Source organism: Micromonospora sp. NPDC049175 (genome assembly GCF_043197345.1).
In the GTDB taxonomy this organism is placed as follows: domain Bacteria; phylum Actinomycetota; class Actinomycetes; order Mycobacteriales; family Micromonosporaceae; genus Micromonospora.
Genome location: NZ_JBICSY010000004.1, coordinates 412,952 through 434,912, shown reverse-complemented (window position 1 = coordinate 434,912; position 21,961 = coordinate 412,952). Strand labels below are relative to the sequence as shown.

The 21,961-nt window shown below is 69.5% G+C and carries 17 protein-coding genes; 8 read left to right on the top strand and 9 right to left on the bottom strand.

All coding sequences use genetic code 11. From position 1 onward, the window contains the following. Nucleotides 1-7 precede the first annotated feature (7 nt). Together ACGFH8_RS19030 and ACGFH8_RS19025 are read right to left on the bottom strand one after the other, a co-directional pair. Nucleotides 8-274, bottom strand: coding sequence for a hypothetical protein (locus tag ACGFH8_RS19030; RefSeq protein WP_393368514.1), 267 nt, complete (start codon nt 272-274; stop codon nt 8-10). After that, the gene (locus ACGFH8_RS19025) at nt 271-489 is read right to left on the bottom strand and encodes a hypothetical protein (protein ID WP_393368512.1); all 219 of its coding nucleotides are present in this window, start codon (nt 487-489) and stop codon (nt 271-273) included. Before ACGFH8_RS19025 ends, ACGFH8_RS19030 begins: the two co-directional genes overlap by 4 nt. Before the next feature lie 412 nt (nt 490-901). Between ACGFH8_RS19025 and ACGFH8_RS19020 the strand changes: the two genes are divergently transcribed. The 5 genes from ACGFH8_RS19020 (at nt 902) to ACGFH8_RS19000 (ending at nt 5,880) form a co-directional block, all read left to right on the top strand. Continuing rightward, nucleotides 902-1,756: a helix-turn-helix domain-containing protein gene (locus ACGFH8_RS19020; RefSeq protein WP_393368510.1), complete on the top strand. Its 855-nt coding sequence runs from the start codon at nt 902-904 to the stop codon at nt 1,754-1,756. After that, on the top strand, nt 1,753-1,938 hold the full coding sequence (locus ACGFH8_RS19015) for a DUF397 domain-containing protein (RefSeq protein WP_393368508.1): 186 nt from the start codon (nt 1,753-1,755) through the stop codon (nt 1,936-1,938). The genes ACGFH8_RS19020 and ACGFH8_RS19015 overlap by 4 nt, the downstream gene beginning before the upstream one ends. A 219-nt stretch (nt 1,939-2,157) precedes the next feature. Beyond that, nucleotides 2,158-2,976, top strand: a complete 819-nt coding sequence (locus ACGFH8_RS19010) for an MOSC domain-containing protein (RefSeq protein ID WP_393368507.1) — start codon at nt 2,158-2,160, stop codon at nt 2,974-2,976. Nucleotides 2,977-3,039: 63 nt separating this feature from the next. After that, nucleotides 3,040-4,140: a threonine aldolase family protein gene (locus ACGFH8_RS19005; RefSeq protein WP_393368505.1), complete on the top strand. Its 1,101-nt coding sequence runs from the start codon at nt 3,040-3,042 to the stop codon at nt 4,138-4,140. A 156-nt stretch (nt 4,141-4,296) separates the two neighbouring features. Continuing rightward, nucleotides 4,297-5,880, top strand: coding sequence for a gluconokinase (locus ACGFH8_RS19000; RefSeq protein ID WP_393368504.1), 1,584 nt, complete (start codon nt 4,297-4,299; stop codon nt 5,878-5,880). Between the two features lie 19 nt (nt 5,881-5,899). Here the strand turns inward: ACGFH8_RS19000 and ACGFH8_RS18995 are convergent, their stop codons facing one another. The 4 genes from ACGFH8_RS18995 to ACGFH8_RS18980 are packed head-to-tail and all read right to left on the bottom strand — an operon-like array spanning nt 5,900 to nt 10,012. Next, the gene (locus ACGFH8_RS18995; protein WP_393368503.1) at nt 5,900-6,787 is read right to left on the bottom strand and encodes an ABC transporter permease; all 888 of its coding nucleotides are present in this window, start codon (nt 6,785-6,787) and stop codon (nt 5,900-5,902) included. Then, the gene (locus ACGFH8_RS18990) at nt 6,787-7,686 is read right to left on the bottom strand and encodes an ABC transporter permease (protein WP_393368502.1); all 900 of its coding nucleotides are present in this window, start codon (nt 7,684-7,686) and stop codon (nt 6,787-6,789) included. Before ACGFH8_RS18990 ends, ACGFH8_RS18995 begins: the two co-directional genes overlap by 1 nt. Next, nucleotides 7,683-8,795 carry an ABC transporter ATP-binding protein gene (locus ACGFH8_RS18985; RefSeq protein WP_393368500.1) on the bottom strand — a complete coding sequence of 371 codons (1,113 nt, stop codon included), beginning with the start codon at nt 8,793-8,795 and terminating at the stop codon, nt 7,683-7,685. The genes ACGFH8_RS18990 and ACGFH8_RS18985 overlap by 4 nt, the downstream gene beginning before the upstream one ends. Beyond that, on the bottom strand, nt 8,792-10,012 hold the full coding sequence (locus ACGFH8_RS18980) for an ABC transporter substrate-binding protein (RefSeq protein WP_393368498.1): 1,221 nt from the start codon (nt 10,010-10,012) through the stop codon (nt 8,792-8,794). Before ACGFH8_RS18980 ends, ACGFH8_RS18985 begins: the two co-directional genes overlap by 4 nt. 185 nt (nt 10,013-10,197) lie before the next feature. Between ACGFH8_RS18980 and ACGFH8_RS18975 the strand changes: the two genes are divergently transcribed. Further along, entirely contained in the window at nt 10,198-11,292 is a 1,095-nt protein-coding gene (locus ACGFH8_RS18975) for a LacI family DNA-binding transcriptional regulator (RefSeq protein WP_393368496.1), read from the top strand. A gap of 262 nt (nt 11,293-11,554) precedes the next feature. On the opposite strand, the gene ACGFH8_RS18970 is transcribed toward ACGFH8_RS18975, so the two are convergent. Next, on the bottom strand, nt 11,555-12,190 hold the full coding sequence (locus ACGFH8_RS18970; protein ID WP_393368494.1) for a GNAT family N-acetyltransferase: 636 nt from the start codon (nt 12,188-12,190) through the stop codon (nt 11,555-11,557). 394 nt (nt 12,191-12,584) lie between these two features. Between ACGFH8_RS18970 and ACGFH8_RS18965 the strand changes: the two genes are divergently transcribed. Further along, nucleotides 12,585-16,049 (top strand): alpha-glucuronidase family glycosyl hydrolase, encoded by a 3,465-nt coding sequence (locus tag ACGFH8_RS18965; RefSeq protein WP_393368492.1) that lies wholly within the window; start codon nt 12,585-12,587, stop codon nt 16,047-16,049. A 149-nt stretch (nt 16,050-16,198) separates the two neighbouring features. Here the strand turns inward: ACGFH8_RS18965 and ACGFH8_RS18960 are convergent, their stop codons facing one another. Together ACGFH8_RS18960 and ACGFH8_RS18955 are read right to left on the bottom strand one after the other, a co-directional pair. Further along, entirely contained in the window at nt 16,199-19,198 is a 3,000-nt protein-coding gene (locus tag ACGFH8_RS18960; RefSeq protein WP_393368490.1) for a glycoside hydrolase N-terminal domain-containing protein, read from the bottom strand. Between the two features lie 378 nt (nt 19,199-19,576). Beyond that, nucleotides 19,577-21,202: a lectin gene (locus tag ACGFH8_RS18955; protein ID WP_393368489.1), complete on the bottom strand. Its 1,626-nt coding sequence runs from the start codon at nt 21,200-21,202 to the stop codon at nt 19,577-19,579. Between the two features lie 257 nt (nt 21,203-21,459). Here ACGFH8_RS18955 and ACGFH8_RS18950 point away from each other — a divergent pair, with 257 nt between their 5' ends. After that, complete coding sequence (locus tag ACGFH8_RS18950; RefSeq protein WP_393368487.1) at nt 21,460-21,939, top strand: hypothetical protein; 480 nt, start codon at nt 21,460-21,462, stop codon at nt 21,937-21,939. Nucleotides 21,940-21,961 lie beyond the last annotated feature (22 nt).

Here is a 21,961-nt window from a genome sequence, read left to right as displayed (position 1 = left end):
ATACGGCTCAGGCAGTCACGCGCGAACCGGACCGCCTCGGTTGCACACCCGCCGGGGCGGAACGCCGTTGCATGCGCAACCCGGCCCTCAAGACGTACAGGTCGCGCTTGGCCGTGGCCAGCCCCTTCGTGTCGAGCACGTACCCGGTGATCCAGATCCAGTCGTTGTACGGGTCGGTCTCGCCGATCGATACCAGACGCAGCATCAGGGCCCGGTCCCGCGAGAACTGCACCGAGCAGGCCGCCCCGATCAGTACGACGTCTCCCGACTTCACGGCAGCCACCCGAGGAACCTGCGGTACACGGTGTCGGCGGGAGCCCAGGACATGTCCTGCATGGCCACGCTGAGGTGCGACCCCAGGTAGCCGGCCAGTGCGACCGGAGACGTGGCGTACTCATCCAGCAGCTCGACGCGGCGTATGGCGCAGGGCCAGGGCCTGTCGCATCCCTCGCACAGCCAGAGCGGCAGGACCGGGCCGTGCGCGGTCATCAGCTCTCACCCGGCCAGTGGCCCCGGTTAATCGGGACCCTGTGTCTGGCCCGACACGGCAGTTCGTTCCCGCACTTGCAGACGTTGCGCCACTTGATCCACGACCACACCGGCCGATGCCTGCGCGCCAGCGTCATCGCTACCGCCGCCAGGTACTTGCCGTAAGGCACGTGCCGGCCCATCTGCCCTCCCTCGTAGAGGGTTGCGGCAGCAGCACGGTTACCCACAGTTGCTCGACCACCACACCCAGCGCAATGGTTTACCGAGCAACACAGATATGCAATATTACATTTTGGATGAAACGTAAGAGTAGATTTCATCTTGATAGATTTCATTGCTAAGCGTGATCGGCAGGAGTTACATATCGAGTGCAAGCTGCGCCCGATATGTAGTCACGGGAAGGAGAGCGGCAGTGACGACAGACACCGGCTCTACGGTGCCGAGGCGACAGCTAGGGCGGTACCTGCGGCAGCTTCGCGAGGAAGCCCGCGTGACGGTCAAGGCAGCGGCCGACGCGCTGGAATGGTCGACACCGAAGATCTGGCGCATCGAGACCGGCGCTACTTCGATGAGATCGCTCGACGTAGAAGCGATGTGCAGAATCTACAGAGCGTCACCAGAACTGACCGAGGCTCTGATGGGCCTCGCGAAGGAGACGAAGGGTCGAGGCTGGTGGCACTCCTACGGCGACGCCATCCCGGAGTGGTTCGAGCTGTACGTAGGGCTGGAAGCCGCAGCAGCTCGACTGCGGACGTACGAAGCGCAGCTTGTTCCGGGCCTGCTCCAAACCGAGACGTACGCTACGCGCGTCTTGCAGGTGGCCCGTCCAGACATCACCCGGGCGGAGATCGAGCGACGGCTGGCCGTGCGTCTCGGTCGCCAGGCGTTGCTGACGCGCTCGGCGCCACCCGCTCCGCAGTTCGACGTCTTGCTTGAGGAGGCTGTCTTGCGGCGAGGGGTGGACGCAGAGCAACTGCGACACCTGATCAGGGTCAGCAGACAGCCGAACGTCTCGCTGCGAGTAATTCCGTTAGCCGGTGGCCTGCACCGGGGCAACATGACCAGCGGCACGTTCACGATCCTCGAATTCGAGGCGGGAGCCGAGCCGTCGATCATCTACTCCGACAGCCTCACCGGTGCGCTCTACCTCGACAAGCCCGCCGAGGTCGCAGCGTACGGGGAGGCGTGGGACATCATGGAGAGCCCGGCGCTGACCGAAGCGCAGTCTCGCAAACTCATGGCATCGATCGCAGAGGAACTAACATGACCACGCTCAAGTGGAAGACGAGCACCCGCAGCAACGAGGGGAACTGTGTCGAGGTTGCCACGCCAGCTCCGACAGTCATGGTCAGAGACTCGAAGGACCGTCACGGTCCGGCGCTAGCATTCAGCGAGAGTCAGTGGGTTGACTTCGTCCAGGGGATCAAGTCCGGCAAGTTCGAAGCGTGAGTAAGGGTGCCAGATGTGGTCACTGGCAGCCGCCACACCTGGCTACCGCAAGCGTCCGTCAACTATGCGCGCCGTCACCAGCGAAACATCTCCGCTAGCGCCCCAACGACCGGGTCTCGGCCCTCCGCAATGTCGAACCGCAACACCCGCTCGGCGGCATGGAGCGGATGTTCCTCGCGCCACCCGTCTGTGGTGACGCGGTGAGGCAGCATGACCGTCATGCAGACGGTTGTCGCACTCCGGCGTTACCCGCTCAAGAGCGCCCGGGGTGAGGTGCTCACCGCGGCCGACGTCGAGCAGACCGGTCTGCGCGGCGACCGGACGTGGGCCTGTGTCGACAGCGTCGACGGGACGGTCGGCAGCGCCAAACACCCACGACGATGGGGGCGCCTGCTCGAGGTCGGCACGAGCATGCGGGACGACGGCCCGGAGACGACCCTGACGCTGCACGTCGACGGCGCGTCTCTGCCAGCCGGAAGCGCGGCGGCAGATGCCGCGCTCAGCAAGCACCTGGGCCGCCCGGTGCGGCTGAGCCGCGAGTTGCCGCCCGACGCGAGACTGCACCGGACGTTGCCTGACGACGTAGGTATGGTGCCGGATTGGATGGGCGACGCCCGGCCCGGCCAGGACACCATCACGGCGATCGCGGGCGCGGGGCGGGTCGGCCGGTTCGTCGACTTCGGCGCCGTTCACATCGTGACCACCGGCGCGTTGTCGCTGCTGGGTGAGCGCATGGGAGGTGGCAGTGTGGCCGCGGCGCGGTTTCGCCCGAACCTGGTCATCGACGCACCGCGTGACCCGGAACCGGGGCAGGAGCTACGCCTCGGCGATGTCGTGCTCCGGGTGGTCCTGCCCACTCCGAGGTGCGTCATCCCCGGACTCTCCCAGGCCGAACTGCCGGCCGACCTCTCGGTGCTGAGCACCCTGGCCCGGCACTACCGCATCCCGGTGGCCGGGCTCGGGCGGGCAGCCTGCTTCGGGACCTACGCCGATGTCGTCCAGCCAGGCCGATTCCGACTGGGGCAGCTCGTTCGTTGACGCCGATCACCCGCCGCCGAAAACCGATTGGTCCCTGTTGCGCTGACATGCGACGATCCGCCGGTGTCTGCCAACACCAGGCAGCGTCGGCTTGCCGCGCTGCGCGCCTGCGACCAGATCCTTTCCGGCATCCGGCCCACGACCATGAGGGAGCGGCTCGCGGACATGGACGCAGGCGGCGACCTGGACGGCCAACCCGACTTCTACGGCGACGGTCCGGTGAACGCGCTGGAAGAACGCGTGGCAGGACTGCTGGGAACCGAGGCCGCCGTCTTCTTCCCCACCGGCACGATGGCCCAGCAGGTCGCGCTGCGCTATGGCGCTGACCGCACCGGGCACCCGACGGTCGCCCTGCACCCGCTCGGCCACCTGGAGATGGACGAACGGCATGCCTACGCCCATCTGAGCGGCCTGCGCAGCACCTGGCCGACCACCGCGCCCCGCAACCCCACCGCCGACGAGATCACCGCCCTCGCCGAACCCGTGAGCACCGTCGTCATCGAACTCCCGCTACGCGACGCCGGCTTCGTCCTCCCCTCCTGGGACGAGCTCGCCGCCGCATCCGCCGCAGCGCGCGCCATCGGCGCCCGCGTCCATGTCGACGGCGCCCGAATCTGGGAATCCACCCCCCACCTGGCACACACCCTCAGCGAAATCGCCGACCTCGCCGACAGCACCTACGTCTCGTTCTACAAGACAATCGGCGGTATCAGCGGGGCGGCGCTCGCGGGCACCACGCAGCTCGCCTCCTACGCCCGCATCTGGCGACACCGCTGCGGCGGCGAGGTGTTCCAGCAGTGGCCAGCGGCTCTGACCGCACTCGCCGGCCTCGACAGGGAGCTACCACGCATCCCCGACTACGTGCGGCACGCGCGAACAGTCGCCGCGGCACTCAGCGCGCTTCCCGGCGCGCGGGTGTATCCAGAACCTCCGCACACCCATCGATTCCGGCTCTGGCTGCCCCATCCGGCGCAGGCGCTCAACGACGCTGCGCTCGCCCTCGCCGAGGAGGACAAGGTGTGGTTCGTCGCCGGGTGGCAGGACACAGCCGTGCCGGGTATGGCGATGACCGAGGTGACCGTCGCCACCCCCGCCCTCGAGTGGACCGCCGACGACATCGCCGAGGTTGGTGAGCGCCTCCTCGGCCGCGTCGTCGGCCATTGACCCCGGCTCTGGCACCACCGCCGGCACCACCGCCGGGCAGAAGTACGCCGCGCCTCCAACGATCACCGGCACCACACGGCATTCGGCGGCGTCCCCGCCACGACAACAGCGCGCAACCGCTTGCCCACCCGTCGAACACCGCTCGACCATGTGCTCATGGGGCCGGAGCGTCGTGTCATCCTAGGTGTCGACGTGGGCGCCACCGCCGTACGGGTGGGCGCGTTCGCGGTGGACGGCTCCGCCCGACACGTCCGGGCGCGGGCGTACCCGCTGCTCCAACCGCTGCCCGGTTGGCAGGTGCAGGACCCCGACGTGCTGGTGGCGGCCACCCTGGCGGCGGTGTCCGCGTGTGTCGCCGACGCCGCCGGGGCGGAGGTCGTCGCCCTCGCGGTCAGCTCCCCCAGGTACGGCGTGATCGGGCTGGACGCGACACTCAGCCCGGTGACGCCGCTGCTGACCGGACGGGACACGCGCTCCGCGGAGGTGGCCCGCGACCTGCGGGTCTCCGGCCAGAGCCGGGAGCTGCACCGGGTCACCGGCACGCCCGTGCACCCGGGAAGCCCGCTGTGCAAGCTCATCTGGTTCGCCCGCCACGAGCCGTACCTCTGCACCTCGACGCGGTGGTGGGTCGGCCTGAAGGACTACCTGGTCCACCGGCTGACCGGGACGTTGGTGACCGAGCTGTCGTCGGCGTCGGGCACCGGCATGTTCGACGTGCATCGGCGGGTGTGGAGTGCGGGCGTACTCGATCTGGTCGGGGTGTCCGGCAGCCAGCTGCCCCCAGTCCTGCCCACGACGGGCGTGTTGCGGCTCTCCTCGGCGGCCGGGCAGGCGGTCGGCCTGCCGTCCGGCACACCTGTCGTCGTGGGGGCGGGTGACGGGCCGTCGAGCAGCCTGGGCATGGCGGCGATCGACAGCACCGTCGCCGGTCTGACGCTCGCGGCCACCGGGGCCCTGCGGACTGTCGTCGCGGCTCCGCTCGTCGACCCCGCGGAGATCTTCTCCTGCGCCGCGCTGACCGAGGACGCCTGGGTGGTCGGCGCGACGGTCAACAACGGCGGCAACGTGGTGCGGTGGGCCGGTGGCGCCCTCGAACCCGATCCTCGCCCGGCGTCCGACGACCAGCTCGCCGCGCCCGAGCTGCTGGCGCTCGCCGAACGGGTCGCCCCGGGCAGCGACGGCCTGGTGATGCTGCCCTATCTGCTGGCCGACCGGGCGTCGGCGGTGGATCCCGGCCCGCCGGGCGCGTACCTGGGTTTGCGCAGCGAGCACTCTCGCGGTCACCTGGTGCGGGCCGCGGTGGAGGCTGTGTGTCTGCACCTCGGCGGCGTCCGGGACCGCCTGGCCGAGCTGACGCCGGTCAGCAGCGTTCGGCTGGCGGGCGGCGCGTTCCGATCTCCGCTGTGGCGTGCGGTGATGGCCGCGGTCCTGGACTGTCCGACCCAGGTGGCCGGCGAGGACGATGACGCCGCCCTCGGCGCGGCGGCGCTCGGGCTCTTCGCGATCGGCCTGGCCGCCGATCTGAACGAGGCCGTCACTCTGCTCAGTCCTGCGAGTGCCCGCGCCGAGCCGGTCGCGGTCGACCCGACCCTTGCCGCGACCTACCGCGGCCTGCGCGCGAAGTTGCCCGCACTCCGCACGGTCGTGGGCCGCGCGGGCGAGATCCTCGACGAGGTGGCGGCCGGGCCGGGCGTCGGCTGGCGGGCCACCACGTCGTCCCGGGACGTGGTGGGCGGTTGACCGGGCCGGTCGCCGGACGTCAGTGCTCGGGGTCCTCCTTGACCTGGGCCACGAGCTGGGTCGGGTTGACGTAGCGCAGGGCGACGACGAGCAGCACGAGCATCATCGACGTGTAGATGACCGCCATGGCGTCCACCGACTGCTGCGCCCGGATCCCGGACGCGGACATCGAGTAGTAGAGCGCCACGACGAGGGTCTGCGAGTCGGGGCCCGCGGTCAGGAAGGTCAGCTCGAACATGCCGACGGTCCGGACGAGGACGAGGATCGCCGAGGCGAGGATGCCCGGCACGAGCAATGGCGTGAGGACCCGGAGGAACACCGTACGCAGGCCCGCGCCGCACATCCGCGCGGCGCTCTCGATGCGCGGGTCGATCTGCTCGATGAACGGGGTCATGGTCAGGATGACGAACGGCACCGAGGGTACGAGGTTGGCGAGCACCACACCGGACATGTTCCCGGCCAGCCCGAACTTGTAGAGGACCGTCGCCAGCGGGATGCCGTACGTGATCGGGGGCATGAGGATGGGCAGCAGGAACACGAGGAAGATCAGCCGCTTGCCGGGGAAGGACCGCCGCGCGAGGACGTAGGCCGCCGGCACACCGATCAGCAGCGAGAGGCCCACGACGAGTACGGACACCTCAAGCGTCACGACGATGACCTGCAGGAGGGCGAACTCGTCCCAGGCCCGGCCGTACCAGCTGGTGGTGTAGCCGTCCGGGAGCCAGGTGTCGAACCAGCGCTGGCCGAACGAGCTGACCAGCACGGACGCCACGACGCCCAGCAGGTTGAGGAAGAAGAAGATGACGACGCCCCACACGATCCAGGCGGCCGGGCGCGCGGTGACGCGTCGACGCCGCTGGTCGGTGGCGGGTGGTCGCGCCGGTGGCGCCTGGGTGATCGAAGCCATCAGCCCTTGCCTCCGGTGGCGCCGGTGTAGAAACGGCTGCGCGCGGCCAGCACGACCGCGATGACGACCAGCTCGACGAACCCCATGATCATGGCGATCGCCGACGCGTACGGGTAGTCGTACTGCTCGTACGCCGCCTGGTACGCGGCGAGGGAGATGACCCGCGTCTCACCGGCCGGGTTGCCGACCAGGACGGCCGACGGGAACACGCTGAACGCCAACACGAACGTCAGGCAGAAGGTCGTGGCGAGACCCGGCATCAGCAGCGGCAGGGTGATCCGGGTGAACCGGCGACGCCAGTCCGCCCCCAACGTCGCGGCGGCCCGTTCCAGGGTGGGGTCGATCCCGGAGAGGTAGGAGAGCACCAGCAGGAACGCGAACGGGAAGCCGGTGATCACCAGCGAGAAGAACACGCCCCAGTAGTTGTGGGTCAGTCGTACCGGCTCGTCGACGAGGTGCGTGGCGAGCAGGATCCGGTTGAACCAACCGGTCGGGCCGAGGAAGTTGAGCAACCCCTGGGCGGTGAGGACGGTGCCGAGGGTGATCGGCACGACAAGCAGCGTGGTGACCAGCCGCTTGCCCCGGAACCGGCCGCGCATCCGGTACGCGATCGGCACGGCGGCGAGGACGTTCAGGAGCGCGGCGGGCAGCGCGATCCGCAGCGTGATCCAGATCGTGCCCCGCTCGTAGGCGTCGGAGAAGAACCTGGCGTAGTCGCTGAACGGCCCGCCGTCGGTCGGCTGGAACGAGAGCGACAGCCCGTAGAAGAACGGGTAGAGGAACAGGGCGATGACGAAGACCAGCGCCGGCACCAACAGGAAGAGTTGGCGATCGATGCCCCGTTCGGCGAGGCGGTGTTGCCAGTGCGCCAACGGTCGGCCCGGCCCGGGGCCGCTCACCGCGTCACCACCGCGGCGTCCGCGAGGCGGTCGGTCTCCGCTGTCGCGCCGGCGGGATAGACGAGCAGCCGCCGCGGGTCGATGGCGAGCTTGACCTGGTCACCGGGTGCGATCCGCTGCTCGGTACGCAGGTGCAGCGACTGACCCGTGTCGGTACGCGCCTCGGCCGCCAACTCGCGGCCCTGGTATTCCACCACCTCGATGGTCGCCGACAGGGCGTTGGAGGTCTCGCCGGCGGCGTCGACGCGGATGTCCTCGGGGCGTACCGCGACCACCACGTCCGCGTGGTCGGCAAGGTCGCCGACGGCCTCGCCGAGCAGGCGGTGACCTGACGACTCGACGGTGGCCCCGCTGCCGTCACGCCGCACCACCCGGCCCCGCCACAGGTTGCGGTAACCCATGAAGTCGGCGACGTGCCAGTTCGCCGGGCGGGTGTGCAGCTCGCGCGGTGACCCGATCTGCTGCACCCGCCCCTCGCGCAGCACCACCAGCCGGTCGGCCAGGGAGAGCGCCTCCTCCTGGTCGTGGGTGACGTAGACGGTGGTGAGCCCCAGCGACTGGTGCAGGCGGCGAATCTCGGTCCGCATCTCCAGCCGCAGTTTGGCGTCGAGGTTGCTCAATGGCTCGTCCATCAACACCAGCGACGGCTCGAACACGACGGCGCGGGCGATGGCGACGCGTTGCTGCTGACCGCCGGACAGTTGGCCGGGCAGCTTGTCGACGTGGTCCTCGAGCCGCACCAGACGCACCGCCTCCGCCGTACGCCGGCGGATCTCCTCCTTCGGCAGCCGCCGCATGCGCAGCCCGAAGGCGATGTTCGCCCGCACCGTCAGGTGCGGGAAGAGGGCGTAGCTCTGGAACACCATGCCGAAGCCCCGCCGCTCCGGTGGCAGCGTGTCGATCCGCCGCTCGTCCTGCCAGATGCTCCCCCGGGTCAACGGCAGGAGCCCGGCCAGGCAGTTCAGGGCCGTCGACTTGCCGCAGCCGGACGGGCCGAGCAGGGCGATGAACTCGCCCGTCTCGATGGTGAGGTCCAGCTCGGTGAGCGCGTCCTGGCCGCCGAACCGCCGGGACACCCCGTCCAACCGCAGCTGGGAGAAGGCACTCATCCCTGCTTGACCTTCCCGCCGCCGATCTCGCGGTCCCAGCGGTTGAACGCGGCCACGAGGCTCTTCGCGTCGAGTGGCACCTCGGTCGGGTTCCCGGCGATCAGCGCCTCGTACTCGGGGCGGCCGAACTCCCGGATCGCGTCCTGGCTCTTCTGCGGCGCCGAGGCGAGCCCGACGTCCTTCACGGCCGGGCCCGGATAGAAGTAGCCCTCGTCGTACGCCTTGGCCTGCTGCTCGGGGGTGAGCATGAACGCCAGCAGGGCCAGCACCGCCGCCTGGGTGTCGGTCGAGACGCCCTTGGGCAGCACGGCGTAGTGCGCGTCGGTGACCCAGTGGAATCCCTCGATCGGGGTGATCTTGGCTTCCTTCGGCACCGTGCCCAGCACCCGGGGGTTGATGTCCCAGCCGGTCGTGCTGACGATCAGGTGCGCCGTGCCGTTGGCGAGGTTCTTCATCGTCTCGGTCGTGCCGGACGGGTAGTAGTCCACGTACTGGCCCAGCTCCTTGAGGAAGGCCCAGGTCTTGTCCCACCCCGCGGTGGGGTCCTTGGGATTGGCGTCGCCCAGGATGTAGGGAAGCCCCATCAGGAACGTGCGACCGGGGCCGGAGTTGGCCGGCCGGGCGTACTGGAACTTCTTGGGATTGGCCCTGGCCCAGGCGAGCAGGGCCGGCGCGCTTGTCGGTGGCGTGGCCAGACGGGACGGCAGGTATTCCAGCAGCGGGCCGGACGGATAGTAGGTGACCGTGACGCCGGAGTTGCCGGCGAGCTTCTGCATGGCGGCGGCCGGTTCCAGGTAGTCGCGCATGCCGCCGAGGCGGTCCTGGAACGTCGGCAACAGGTCGAGCCAGAGCCCCTGTTCGATCCCGGCCGCCAGCCCGTCGACGCCGGTCAGCACGAGGCCGATGTCCACCCGGTTCGCGCCCTGCTGAGCCTTGATCTTGCCGGCCAGCTCCGGCGCCGGCGCCTTCGAATAGGTCACCCGGGAGATCGTGTCCGGGTTCTTGGCGACGAAGTCGTCGATCATCCCCTGGGTCAGCTGGAGGTTGCCGGCAACGTCGAGGACGTTGAGCGTCACGGCCTTGCCGGGCCGCTGCGGCACCTCGCCCGTGGTGTCGCCGGTGGACGTGCCGGGACCGTCCGGTGCCCCGCACCCGACCGCGCCCACGATTGCCGACGATGCCGTGACCAGGAGAACGCCGCGCCGCGTCATACCCATGAGCTGTTCCCTCCGCCAGGTGTCATCCCCGCTGATTCAGGCAGCCGGCGTGACGTGACGGCAATGGGTTGCCATGTATTGCCTCGCGCGAATGCGTTCACGGCACTGGTTTGTTACGAGGGCATTGCCGAGCACTCACCGCCGTCATACCATGATCACGGCGCGTAGCCGGGAGGAGCATGCAGATGCCCGACCACACCAGGCCGCCCGACAAGAGGGTCACGATCTACGACGTCGCGAGCGAAGCCGACGTCTCACCGTCCACGGTGTCCCGCGCCTTCTCCAGGCCGAGCCGCGTCAACTCCGAGACCGCCGAGCGGGTCCGGCAGGTCGCCGAGCGGCTCGGCTACCGGACCAACCCGCTCGCCCGAGCCCTCACCACGTCCCGCACGCGCATGATCGCGCTCGTCATCGCCGACATCACCAACCCGGTCTACGCCGGGATCGTGCGCGGTGCGCAGGAGACGGCGATGCACGACGAGTACACCACGGTGCTCATCGATTGCCAGGAGTCCGACCGGCTGGAGCGGGCCGCGATCGAACGCACGATGTCGACGGTCGACGGCATCGTGCTGGCCAGCAGCCGGATGTCCGACTCGGCGATCCGGATGTTCGCCAAGCAGCGGCCGGTGGTGGTCCTCAACCGCGCCGTCGCCGACGTGCCCTGCGTCGTGACCGACAACCCCCGTGGGGTCCGGCGGGCCGCCGAGCACCTCGGGGAACTGGGCCATGACCACATCACCTACGTCGCGGGGCCCCAGGCGTCATGGCCGAACGGCATCCGCTGGCGGTCGTTGCTCGAAGCCGGCATGGAACTCGAGATCAAGGTGCGTCAGATCGGCCCGTTCAGCCCGACCATCGAGGGCGGCGAGCGAGCCGCCGAGGAACTCCGTGCCCGTCCCGCGACCGCCGTCCTCGCCTTCAACGACCAGATGGCGATCGGGCTCATCCGCGGCCTCACCCGGATGGGCGTCGACGTCCCGGGCGACGTCAGCATCGTGGGTTTCGACAACACCCTCGCCGCCGACATCGTCACACCCGGGCTGACCACTGTCGCGGCACCGTTCTACGCGGAGGGCTCGGCGGCAACCCGGCACCTCCTCACGATGATCGAGGGCGCCCCCGGGCACGCCGGCCGACCGATGGTCCTGCCGGTACGCCTCGTGGTCCGCCACTCGACGGCCGTCCGTCGGAGCGCGGGTCGCGCCCGACCGTGGGTACGTCAACAGCCCGCACCCGACCCGGCGGTGCCGGCTGGGTGGACCAGGCGCTCTCCGTGACCGAGTTCAGCGAGCAGAACACCGGCGACGCCGAACGCGGCGCCGTGCCCGTGTCGCCCGCGGTCGCCGACGATCAGTGCCAGGGATCGGCATCCGGATCCTCACCGAGCATCCGCGCGCTCTCCAGGCAGATCGGGGCTTCGACAATCCCGTCGTAGACCGCGGCAACCTGCAGTTCGGGGTCATTGAAGAGCTGAGCTCTACCCTCCGGTCGACAACGGCGTCCGGGATGCCGTGGTCAAGCCAGTGTTGACGGATGTCGCTACTCATCTCGCTGTAGAGACGATATCCCGCGATGCGCCTCCCACATCTCACGGGTCATTTCATACTCCACCTCGCCGGATTCTGTTCCTGGCACCGGGTCGTCCCAGGAAGGGAAGTACGTGCGCACGTACCGCATGCCGACGGCCTTCATCACGCCCTGAGATCCGACGTTCACCGTCATGGTCTGCGCGATCACCCGACTCTGCCCGACCGTGTCGAAGGCATGCCGCAGCAGGGCCCGGGATGCCTCGCTGGCCAGACCTCTACGCCAGCAGCGGCGGGCAAGCCGGTAGCCCAACTCCGCGACGGTCGGATCGTCGGGCTGGTCGGGGCCGTGTGCGGGCGGAAGCATCATGAGCCCGACGACATCGCCCTGGTCCTCATGCTCCGGCGCCACCGTGCCACGCGCGCCGCCATCGGACCCGAACGCCATCCAGTAGCCCAGGCCGTCCACCTTGGCGGACAGCGCCAACCTCTGCGCGTGAGACGTGGCCACCTCATCCCTGGATCGCGCCCGCCCGGTGATGTAGCGAAGCACCTCCGGGTCGGAGTCGAGCTCGACCTCCAGTTCGAAGTGCCGATCCGCGAGGGGAACCATCAGCAGACGGGCGGTACGTAGAGTCGGTTGAATCATCCGGCGACAGTTTCACGAGGCAGCCGGCGAGGCTACCCGATTCGAACGGGCCGGCCCTGGCTCCCCGTCGTGTCGCGACATCGCGGGGTGCGGAGACAGCTCGCATAGTGGTTCCCTGAGCACGAGGCTGACTGCGGACAGCGGGACTTGCGTTACGCCTGAGGATCCGCCGGTCCGCCGCGTCCCTGACGTCCGTGAGCGACGACTGATCCGTCGCGGGCCGCGACCCGGTCCAGCACCGGCCGAGTCGCCCTGAGGCTGCGGGCCGCGACAAGAAACGACAACTCGTTGCCGAAGCATTGTCGCGCCGCTCACCATCGACGCGTATCCATCTGTTGACGTCGTCGTGCTCGCACGCCGGGCCGCACGGCGTCCCGAGTGTACGAACGAGGAGATGGCGATGATCCGAGGCTCGACGCCCAGGCTACGGCGGACCCTCATCGTGCTGGGCACGGTGCTCGCCACGGTCGCGGCCACCCTCACGGTCACCACGACACCCGTCACCGCCGCCCCCTCACCCGACGACTACAGCGGCTCCGACCTGTGGTTGCGATACGTGCCGGTCAGCGACCCGAAGCTGCTGCGCGACTACCGCCGCACGGTCACCGGGATCGTGGTCGAGAACGCCGACGCCACGAAGGTCCACCGGCACACGCCGGATCTCGCCATGGCACCCGGGTCCGGTGAGAAGCTGGCCGAGAGCACGCTCGGCGCGGCCCGGGACGAGCTGGTGCGCGGGCTGGGCGGGCTGCTCGGCCAACCGACCCCCGTGACGACGGTCGACGGTCACCGCGTGCCGGACGGTGCGGTGGTCGTCGGCACGCCGACGAGTTCGCCGTTGGTGAGCCGTGCCGTCCCGGCGCGGGACCTGGCCAAGGTCGGCGACGAGGGTTATCTCGTCCGTTCGGTGACCAGCGGGAAGACACGGTTCACCGTCATCGCCGGCAACACCGACCTCGGCGCGCTCTACGGGACCTACGCGTTCCTGCGGCTGATGCAGACCCAGAAACCCATCGACCACCTCCGGGTCGCGGAGTCCCCGAAGATCAAGCATCGACTGCTGAACAACTGGGAGACCGAGCGCCTCTACGCCGGCAACAACGCCTCCGGACTGGGCGGGGTGAACGGTGAGAGCGGGGCGATCTTCAACTTCGCGGCGACCGGGCCGAGTGCCGACAGGAACCTGCCCGTCATCCTCGACCGCTACGTCGTCGTGGCACGCGCGTTGGCGTCGCTGGGCATCAACGGCATCACCATCAACAACGTCAACGCCGACAACGCGTACCTGACCAGCGCCCGGATCGCGCAGGAGGCGGCCCTCGCCGACGCGCTGCGTCCGTACGGCATCAAGCTGGGCCTGTCGATCCGCTACACCGCCCCCACGGACACCCGGTTCGCACCGGACACGCTCACCAACAGCCAACTCGACCCGTACGGCACCGACTTCCGGGGCTGGTGGCACCGCCGGGCGCAGCAGATCCAGGCCGCCATCCCGGACTTCATGGGCTTCACCGTGAAGGCCAACTCGGAGGGCCAGCCCGGCCCGCAGGACTTCGGGTACGACCACGGCGACGGCGCCAACGCCATCGGAGCGGCCGTCGCGCCACTCGGGATGACGGTCCACTGGCGGACGTTCGTCTACAACGCCGAGGTCGACAACGACCGGCTCAAGCGGGCCTACCTGGAGTTCGGGCCGATCGACGACGAGGTCCAGCCGGACGGCAGCAGAGGCCGCTTCGCCGACAACGTGTTCCTGCAGACCAAGAACGGGCCGTTGGACTTCCAGGCGCGGGAGCCCATCCACCCGATGTTCGGCCGGATGGAGAACACCAACCAGGCCCTGGAACTCCAGATCACGCAGGAGTACACGGGTCAGAACTGGATGCTCACCTACCTCGGCCCCATGTACGAGGAGATCCTCAAAACCGACACGTACGCGACCGACGCGAACGGGAAGCTGCTCAAGAAGCGCCTGGTCGGCAACATCGTCGACGGGAGCGCCCAGCACCATCCGGACACCGCCATCGTGGGTGTCGCCAACCTCGGCAACGCCGACAACCTGACCGGGCACCACTTCGCCCAGGCCAACCTCTTCGCCTTCGGCCGTCAGGCGTGGGACTGGACGCTCGACTCGGCGGACATCGCGACCGACTGGGTCCGGATGACCTGGGGCAACGACAGGCGCGTCGTCGACACCATCCGCACGATGATGATGGGGTCGTGGGAGGCGCTGGTGAGCTACCAGACGCCGCTGGGCATCGGCCACCAGTTCGCCGAGGGCGCGCACTACCGTCCCGACCCGGCCGACTGGGCGGGCCGCGACGACTGGAGCCCGGTCTACTACAACCAGGCCGACAGCGTCGGCCTCGGCTACGACCGCTCCCCCACCGGCAGCAACCTCGCCGCCCAGTACTTCCCCCGGCTCCAGCGGCGCTACGGAGACATCGACTCGGTCCCGGAGAACCTGCTGATGTGGTTCCACCACGTGCCGTGGGGCCATCGGATGGACAGCGGTCGGCCGTTCTGGGACGAGCTGGTCTACCGCTACCAGATGGGCGTGCAGTACGTGACCTGGATGCGGGAGACCTGGGAGACGCTCCAGGCCGACATCGACGCACGGCGGTTCGCGGAGGTACGCGCCAAGCTGGCCGTCCACGAGACGGACGCCGCCGACTGGCGGGACACGTCGGTGAACTACTGGAAGGAGTTCAGCGGGCGGGACATCCCGGTCGACGACGCGCCCCTCTCGGCGAAGATCGTCGTGAACGGGAAGACGTTCGGCGGCTTCAACCTGTCCGACGCCTCGTACACCATCCCGGTTCGCGCCGGGGGCTCCCCCACCATCACCAAGGTGCGGACGGCCGATCCCAAGGCGCGCTACCAGATCGTGTCCCAGGCGGGGAGCGTTCCCGGGCAGGCGGTCGTCAAGGTCACGACGGAGAGCTTCTTCGGCCCGCTGGTGAAGAACTACGTCTTCAACCTGGTGCCCGACACGACGCTGACGAGCCTGCGCGTCGGCGGTCAGCCGCTGACCTCCTTCGCGCCGACGACGCTGCACTACAACGCCCTCCTGCCGGCCGGCACCACGGCCGTGCCGACGGTCACCGCCGAGGCCGCCGATCCCGCGGCCACCGTCGCGGTCGAGCAGGCGAACAGCGCCACCGGGCAGGCTCGGGTCACCGTCACGAACGGCGCGGCGACGTCGGTCTACACGGTGGACCTGAACACCACGAGCACGGGCAGCGACGAGTTCGGCTCGGCCGCCCTCGGCGCCCAGTGGCAGTGGGTACGACCGGACGACAGCCGCTGGCGTCTGGCCGACGGGTCGCTCGTCATCACCGCACAGCAGGGTGACCTGCAGGGCACCACCAACACCGCGAAGAACCTGGCCCTGCAGGACGTCGACGGTGACTGGACGGCCGAGTCCAGGGTCGTTTTCTCCCGCCCGCTGGCCGCCAACAACGAACAGGGCGGTGTCATCGGGTACGCCGACGACGACAACTACGTGAAGCTCGCCTGGGAGATGGGCAGCGCGACCGCGGCCGTCAACAAGGTCCGGCTCGTCCTGCTGCGCGAGCAGAACGGCGCGACGTCGACCGTGGAGATCACCGGCGCGGACGCCCAGCGGATCGTCGGGGCCGACGGTGCCATCTGGCTCCGACTCACCAAGATCGGCGACAGCTACCGCGCCTACTACTCACGCGACGGGAGCGTCTACCGCTACATCGGCTCCACGACGTTGAACGTCGAGACGACGAAGGCCGGGCTGGTGGCCTTCAACCGGGCCGGCACCTCCACCGACCTCGACGTCGCCTTCGACTACTTCCGGGTCGAGAGCCGAGGCGAGCGCGTCCGCTAGCCCGACCGTCGGCCGGGCCGGTGACACGCCGGACCCGGACGGCGCGCGGCGCGACGTGCGGGAGCCATCGCGGCACCGAAAGCCGCGACCGGGCCCGTCCCCAGTGGGGACGGGCCCGGTCTCGCTCCCCCGAGCGGGATCTGTCGCCGTCAGCCCCCGATGGCGATGGCGAAGATGTGCATCGTCGACACGTTCGTCGCCGGCCGGGCGCTGATGTTGGGCAGCACGACCGAGGCGACCGCCTTGCTCTGCAACGCGACACCCACGTAGTAGACGCAGGCGGCGGTGTTCTGCCGCTGGTTGTTGGGCCGGTTCTGGTACGCCGACACGATGGCCGCGGTCCCCGCGGAGCTCGGCCCGCCGTACCAGTCCGGCGTGCTCAGCGTGAACGTCTGGCGGGTGCCGTCGGCGTAGACCACCGTGCCGGTGCCCGACGGGGCGCCGTAGGTGCCGGTCAGGAGGAAGCCGAGGGTCCGGCCCGTGCCGGTCACGCTTATCGTCTGGCCCGAGGCGATGGCGTTGTCGGCGGCGCCCGAGCTGACGCTGGGCCACCGGAAGTTGACGCCGTTGCGGCTCACCGTGCCGCCCGGGCTGGCACCGGCGGCGGCCAGGGCCTGCGCCGAGAACGACGCCCCGCCACCGTCGATGTTCGCGACGTTTGTGTTGCTGTCGCTGCTGATGCCGACGTTGCTGAAGCTCTGCTCCAGCGTCGGTAGGGCGACGCCCGTGCTGGTGACCCGGTAGGTGCGCCCGGCCTGCACGGTGACCTCGATCAGGTCGGACTCGATCCGGGTGACCCGGGCCGCCGTACCGTCGGCGGTGTCGACCACGGTGACGGTGCCGGTGAGGATCCGGGCGCGCAGGCGGACCGTGCCGGCGCGGTCCGGTCGGACGAGGATCTCGGTGGCCTGACCGCTGCTCCAGGTGACGTCGACCGTGTGCCCGCCCCGACCCCGCAGGCCGGCCACCCGTCCACTCGGCCAGGCCGGCGGCAGCGCGGGCAGGACGTGCAGCTCGCCCGTGTGGCTCTGCAACAGCATCTCGGCGATGCCGGCGGTGGCGCCGAAGTTGCCGTCGATCTGGAACGGCGGGTGCAGGTCGAACATGTTGGGCGCGAGCCGTGCGGTGGTGGCGAGGTAACGGATCAGGTCGTGGGCCCGCTTACCCTCCTCCATCCGAGCCCAGAAGTTGATTTTCCAGGCCAGCGACCAGCCCGTGCCGTCGTCGCCGCGCAGCGCCAGGGTCCGCCGGGCCGCCTCGAACAACTGCGGGGTGCCGCGCTTGGTGATCTGGTTGCTGGGGGCCAGACCGTACAGGTGCGAGATGTGCCGGTGGTTGGGCTCGGTCTCCACCCAGTCGTAGAGCCACTCCATGATGTTGCCGCGCGAGCCGACCTTCATCGGTGGGAGGCGGTCCCGGGTGGCGCGTACCTGGGCCCGGAAGGTGCTGTCCACGTCGAGGATCTCGCTCGCGCGGGCGCAGGCGTCGAACAGGTCCCGCAGGATCTGGTTGTCCATCGTGGGGCCGGCGCACACGCTGGCGTTCGCGTGGTGGCTGAGCTCCGGCGAGTTCGACGGGTTGGTCACCAGGTAGCCGAGGGTCGGTTCGGTCACCAGGGTGTTGAGGAAGAACTGCGCGGCGCCCTTCATGGCCGGGTAGTTCGTCCGCAGGAACTCGATGTCACCGTTGAACAGGTAGTGGTCCCAGATCAGCGTGGACAGCCAGGCGCCACCGGTCTGCCACATGCCCCAGAACGCGCCGTCCACCACCGCGGTGGCCCGCCACGCGTCGGTGTTGTGGTGGGTGACCCAGCCACTGGCGGCGCCGTACTGCACCTGGGCGGTGCGCGCTCCGGTGACGGCGAGGTCACGGACCAGGTCGAAGACCGGGTTGTGGCACTCGGCGAGGTTTGTGGTGTTGGCCGGCCAGTAGTTCATCGGCAGGTTGGCATTGATCGTGTACTTCGAGTCCCAGGACGGGGCCAGCGAGTCGTTCCAGATGCCCTGGAGGTTTGCCGGCTGCGTGCCGGGCCGCGAGGACGAGATCAGCAGGTACCGCCCGAACTGGAACAGCAGCGCCGAGAACTGCGGGTCGTTGACGCTGTTGTGCTGGGCGATCCGGACGTCTGTCGTCTGGTCGGCCGCGGAGGTGCGGCCCAGGTCCAGGGTGACCCGGCCGAACAGCGCCTGGTAGTCGGCCACGTGCCGGCTGCGCAGCTGGTCGTAGCTGCTGGCCCGCGCGGCGGTGAGGCGCTGCCGGGCGATGCCCTGGTAGTCGCCGCCGACGTTGCGGTAGTTGACGTAGCTGGAGCCGATGGAGACCAGCAGGGTCACGCTGTTGGCGTTCGTCACCCGCAGGGTGCCGCCGGAGCTGGACACGCTGCCGCCGCTGACGGTGGCGTTGGCCAGGGCGAGGAAGCGGACCGCGCCGGTGACGCCCTCCATGTTTCCGGAGACGCCGTCGAGGCCGATGGTGGTGCCGTCCGGGCTGGACACCGTGGTGCGCTGCGGGCTGTCGAAGGTGGCGGTGAAGCTGATCGAGCCGGTCCGGTCGGCGGTCAGCCGGATCGCGATGACCTGGTCCGGCGCGCTGGCGAACACCTCCCGCTGGTGTCGAACGCCGTTCAGCACGTACGTCGTGGTGGCGGTGGCGGTGGTGAGGTCGAGCGTCCGGGTGTGCTGGGACGCTCCGCTGGCGGAGCCGAAGGCGAGCCGGAGGTTGCCGACGGTCTGGTAGGCCAGCTGGCCGCCGGGGTTCCCCATCATGGTCTGGTTGATCAGATCCTGGGCCTGGGTCCACTGGTTCGCGTTGACCAGCCGCCGGATCTCGGCCAGCGCTCCCGCGCCTCGGGGGTTGCTGGGGTCGTGGGGCCCACCGGCCCAGACGGTGTCCTCGTTGAGCTGGAGGCGTTCCGTGTCGACGTTGCCGAAGACCATGGCGCCGAGCCGGCCGTTGCCGATCGGCAACGCCCGCAGCCAGTCGGTGCCGGCCCCTTCGTCGTACCAGAGCGCGAGGTCACCGGCGGCCAGCACCTGCGGCGGCGCCACCGAGTCCGCGTTGGCGACGGCCGTCCAGGGCAGCGGCAGGAGGGCACCGCCCGCGCCGGCCGCACCGATCTTCAGGGCTTGGCGTCGGGTCAGGTCTGACATCGATCCTCCAAACGGTGACCGATCCGGCCACCCCGATGCGTGACAACTGTGGTAACCGAGATGGGTCCGCTTCCCGGATCGACCAGGCCCTTGTGGAGCAGGCCAGCGCCGGGCCCGAGTCAGCCAGACATCTGATGTGTTTCGCGAAGGTTACTCCGGCGCCACACAATAGGCAACGATCGATCGACGGGTACAATCCGCACCACCGGGCCCTGCCATCATCGATGATCGTCACGATGGCAGCGGACCCGGCGACGCCGAGCGCCGGCAAGATGCCGGCGGACGCCGCTCCGGCGACACATACATCAGATGTACGGCGGCGAGCAGGCGAAATCGGCGCGGGGTCTCCGGCCTCGGATGCCCCGCGCCGGGTGTCGATCAGACCAGGTCGAAGGACTCCCAGGGGCCGACCGCCGTGCGGTTCGCGATCAGCGGGTCCGCGCCGGCGTTCTCCGCGCAGACGTACCTGCCGTTCGCACTGCTGCGGAAACTGACACTGCCGTCCGGATTCGCCACCCGCGTGAACGTCTCCCAGCCGCCGATCACGTCCCGGTCGGCCACCAGCGCCGCCGCGCCGGCCTGCTGCGCACAGACGTACTTCCCGGTCCTGGTGGACCGCAGGGCCACGAGACCGCCACCGGCGTCGACCACGGTGAACGTCTCCGACGCCGACGGCAGCGAGGCGACCAACGGCGAACCACCCACGAAGCGGCCGTTGGCGCGGGACCTGACGCCGACGGCGGTGGGCGGGGTCGGGACGGCGCCGATCACCGGTGCCGTCGGCCGGGTGGCGGTCAACGTGATCGCGCCCTTGAGCATCCGGCCACCGTCACCGGTGAGCCGCAGGTAGTAGTCCGCCGAGCACGCCGTGCCGTCCTCGTCCAACGGCAGGAACGTCGAACCGGCCGGAACGAACGCCGCGCTCTCGGCCGTCTTGGCGATCTGGTTGCCCTCGTTGTACTCGTCGAACATCGAGACGTAGATCGCCGGCGCGCCCGCCCGGATCACGTTGTAGAACTGCCGCCACATGAAGTCGCCGTGTGCGCGCTGCCGCTCCTGCAGATCGCCGGGCAGCACGCACGGCTGGTAGTCGATGCCGTGCGCCACGCAGTCCCGTACGTCGGCGAGGGTGACGTTGGTGTAGAACCAGTCCGACCCGGCCACGTCGCCGATCCGGCCCACCATCCACGGCGAGATCATGTGGTACGCGTGGTAGACGTCGGAGAAGCCGGGCCGCGAGTCGCTGTCGCCGTTGCGCCAGTGCGTCGGCGTGCCGCCCATGACGTACACGCCCTGCGCCTTGAACCAGTTGATGACGTCGAGGCAGACCGCGGCGCTCCACGGGTGGTTGGCGTCGTTGAAGCCGAACCCCCAGATGCCGACCACCGGCTTGCCGTTCTGCTTCGCGTACGCCGGGGAGGCCGTGTAGGCCCTCATCTTGCCCACCCAGTCGTCCTTGATCTGCTGCTGCATGTCGGTCCAGCCGCTGACGTCGTACATGATGTAGAACTTGCGGCCGAACTGCTCGGCCGCGTTGCGCACCTTGACCGTCACGGCGTCGCGGATCGGACCCTCGCCGCCGACCGGGTTGAAGCGCTGCAGCGCGGCGGTGTCCAGCCCGTTCTCCTGCATCCAGCGAAAGTGGGTGTCCACGGTCTGCTGGTCGTAGGACGAGAAGAGCGAGGCGGGCTGCCCGTTGCCCAGGTTCTGATATCCGGTCTTGTACACCCGGTCGTAGTCGCGCACGTCCGGCCACGACTTGAGGGCCTCGTTGACCGGCGAGGGAGTCTTCTGCCAGTCCTGGCCGTAGTGCCACCACCCGGTCAACGGACTCCCGTCGCCGGCCCCGGTGAACCATCCCTGGTACCCGACGGTGACCTTTCCGACGACGTCGCCGGGCGGGCTCGCCGCGACAGCGGCGGAGCCGTCGAAGGAGACCCCGGCGACGGTGGCCGCGGTGCTGGCCATCGCGGTGCCGAGCAGGGTACGGCGAGACAGCCTCATGCGGGTGGCAACTTTCCTCGAAGGACGTTCAGCCCCGCTCGCGGAGCAGGGATGATCCAGACGGGACGAGGGTAGTAAGCCGGCCGGCCGGCCACCACGCTGAGCCACGGGACTTCAAAGAAGCTTAAGAGTAAGGGGACCAGCGGTATGCGGATCGTCACGAGCAAGCAACGCGCAGCAGGTCAGATCGACTGCAACCACAGTCGACTCCACCGCGTGTAGCGCGAAACCGCCATCCCTGCTGATCTGGAGGAACGATGACCCGCACCGCGCTCCGCGCCCTCGTACCCGTCACCCTGCTGGCAGGCCTGGCGGCCTGCACCACAGCCCCGGCCACTCCGGTAGCCGGCGACAGCACGACGTCACCCGTACCCAGCGCCACCTCCGCCTCCCCTGCGGCGCCGACCACCGTCGCGTCGCCGACCCGCAGCGCGGTGGCCGCGACGCCGACCACCACCGCCGAGGCCGCCTGTCCCGTCGGCGCCGCGACCCTGCAGCGGGCGTCCGGACTGAACAGCAGCACCCACCGGATCAACCCCGACCACATCAAGTGCGCCCGCCGGTGGGCCACCGCGGGTATTCGCGCCGTCGACCCCGGGATGCAGGGCGACGGCGTGATGGTGTTCGAGTATTCCGACGGCACCTGGCGGAAGCTGGGCGAGGGCAGCGCTCTCGAGTGCAGCCCGTTCGGCATCCCGGCGGAGATCGGCGACGAGGTCGGCTGTCACGACCGCTGAGCGGCCGGGTCCGACGGCACCG

Coding starts and splice junctions, on each gene's coding strand:
- ACGFH8_RS19000 (WP_393368504.1), top strand. CDS start 4,297: ATGGGGCCGGAGCGTCGTGTCATCCTAGGTGTCGACGTGGGCGCCACC.
- ACGFH8_RS18965 (WP_393368492.1), top strand. CDS start 12,585: ATGGCGATGATCCGAGGCTCGACGCCCAGGCTACGGCGGACCCTCATC.
- ACGFH8_RS19010 (WP_393368507.1), top strand. CDS start 2,158: ATGCAGACGGTTGTCGCACTCCGGCGTTACCCGCTCAAGAGCGCCCGG.
- ACGFH8_RS18995 (WP_393368503.1), bottom strand. CDS start 6,787: ATGGCTTCGATCACCCAGGCGCCACCGGCGCGACCACCCGCCACCGAC.
- ACGFH8_RS18980 (WP_393368498.1), bottom strand. CDS start 10,012: ATGGGTATGACGCGGCGCGGCGTTCTCCTGGTCACGGCATCGTCGGCA.
- ACGFH8_RS18985 (WP_393368500.1), bottom strand. CDS start 8,795: ATGAGTGCCTTCTCCCAGCTGCGGTTGGACGGGGTGTCCCGGCGGTTC.
- ACGFH8_RS18975 (WP_393368496.1), top strand. CDS start 10,198: ATGCCCGACCACACCAGGCCGCCCGACAAGAGGGTCACGATCTACGAC.
- ACGFH8_RS18960 (WP_393368490.1), bottom strand. CDS start 19,198: ATGTCAGACCTGACCCGACGCCAAGCCCTGAAGATCGGTGCGGCCGGC.
- ACGFH8_RS19015 (WP_393368508.1), top strand. CDS start 1,753: ATGACCACGCTCAAGTGGAAGACGAGCACCCGCAGCAACGAGGGGAAC.
- ACGFH8_RS18950 (WP_393368487.1), top strand. CDS start 21,460: ATGACCCGCACCGCGCTCCGCGCCCTCGTACCCGTCACCCTGCTGGCA.
- ACGFH8_RS19025 (WP_393368512.1), bottom strand. CDS start 489: ATGACCGCGCACGGCCCGGTCCTGCCGCTCTGGCTGTGCGAGGGATGC.
- ACGFH8_RS18970 (WP_393368494.1), bottom strand. CDS start 12,190: ATGATTCAACCGACTCTACGTACCGCCCGTCTGCTGATGGTTCCCCTC.
- ACGFH8_RS18955 (WP_393368489.1), bottom strand. CDS start 21,202: ATGAGGCTGTCTCGCCGTACCCTGCTCGGCACCGCGATGGCCAGCACC.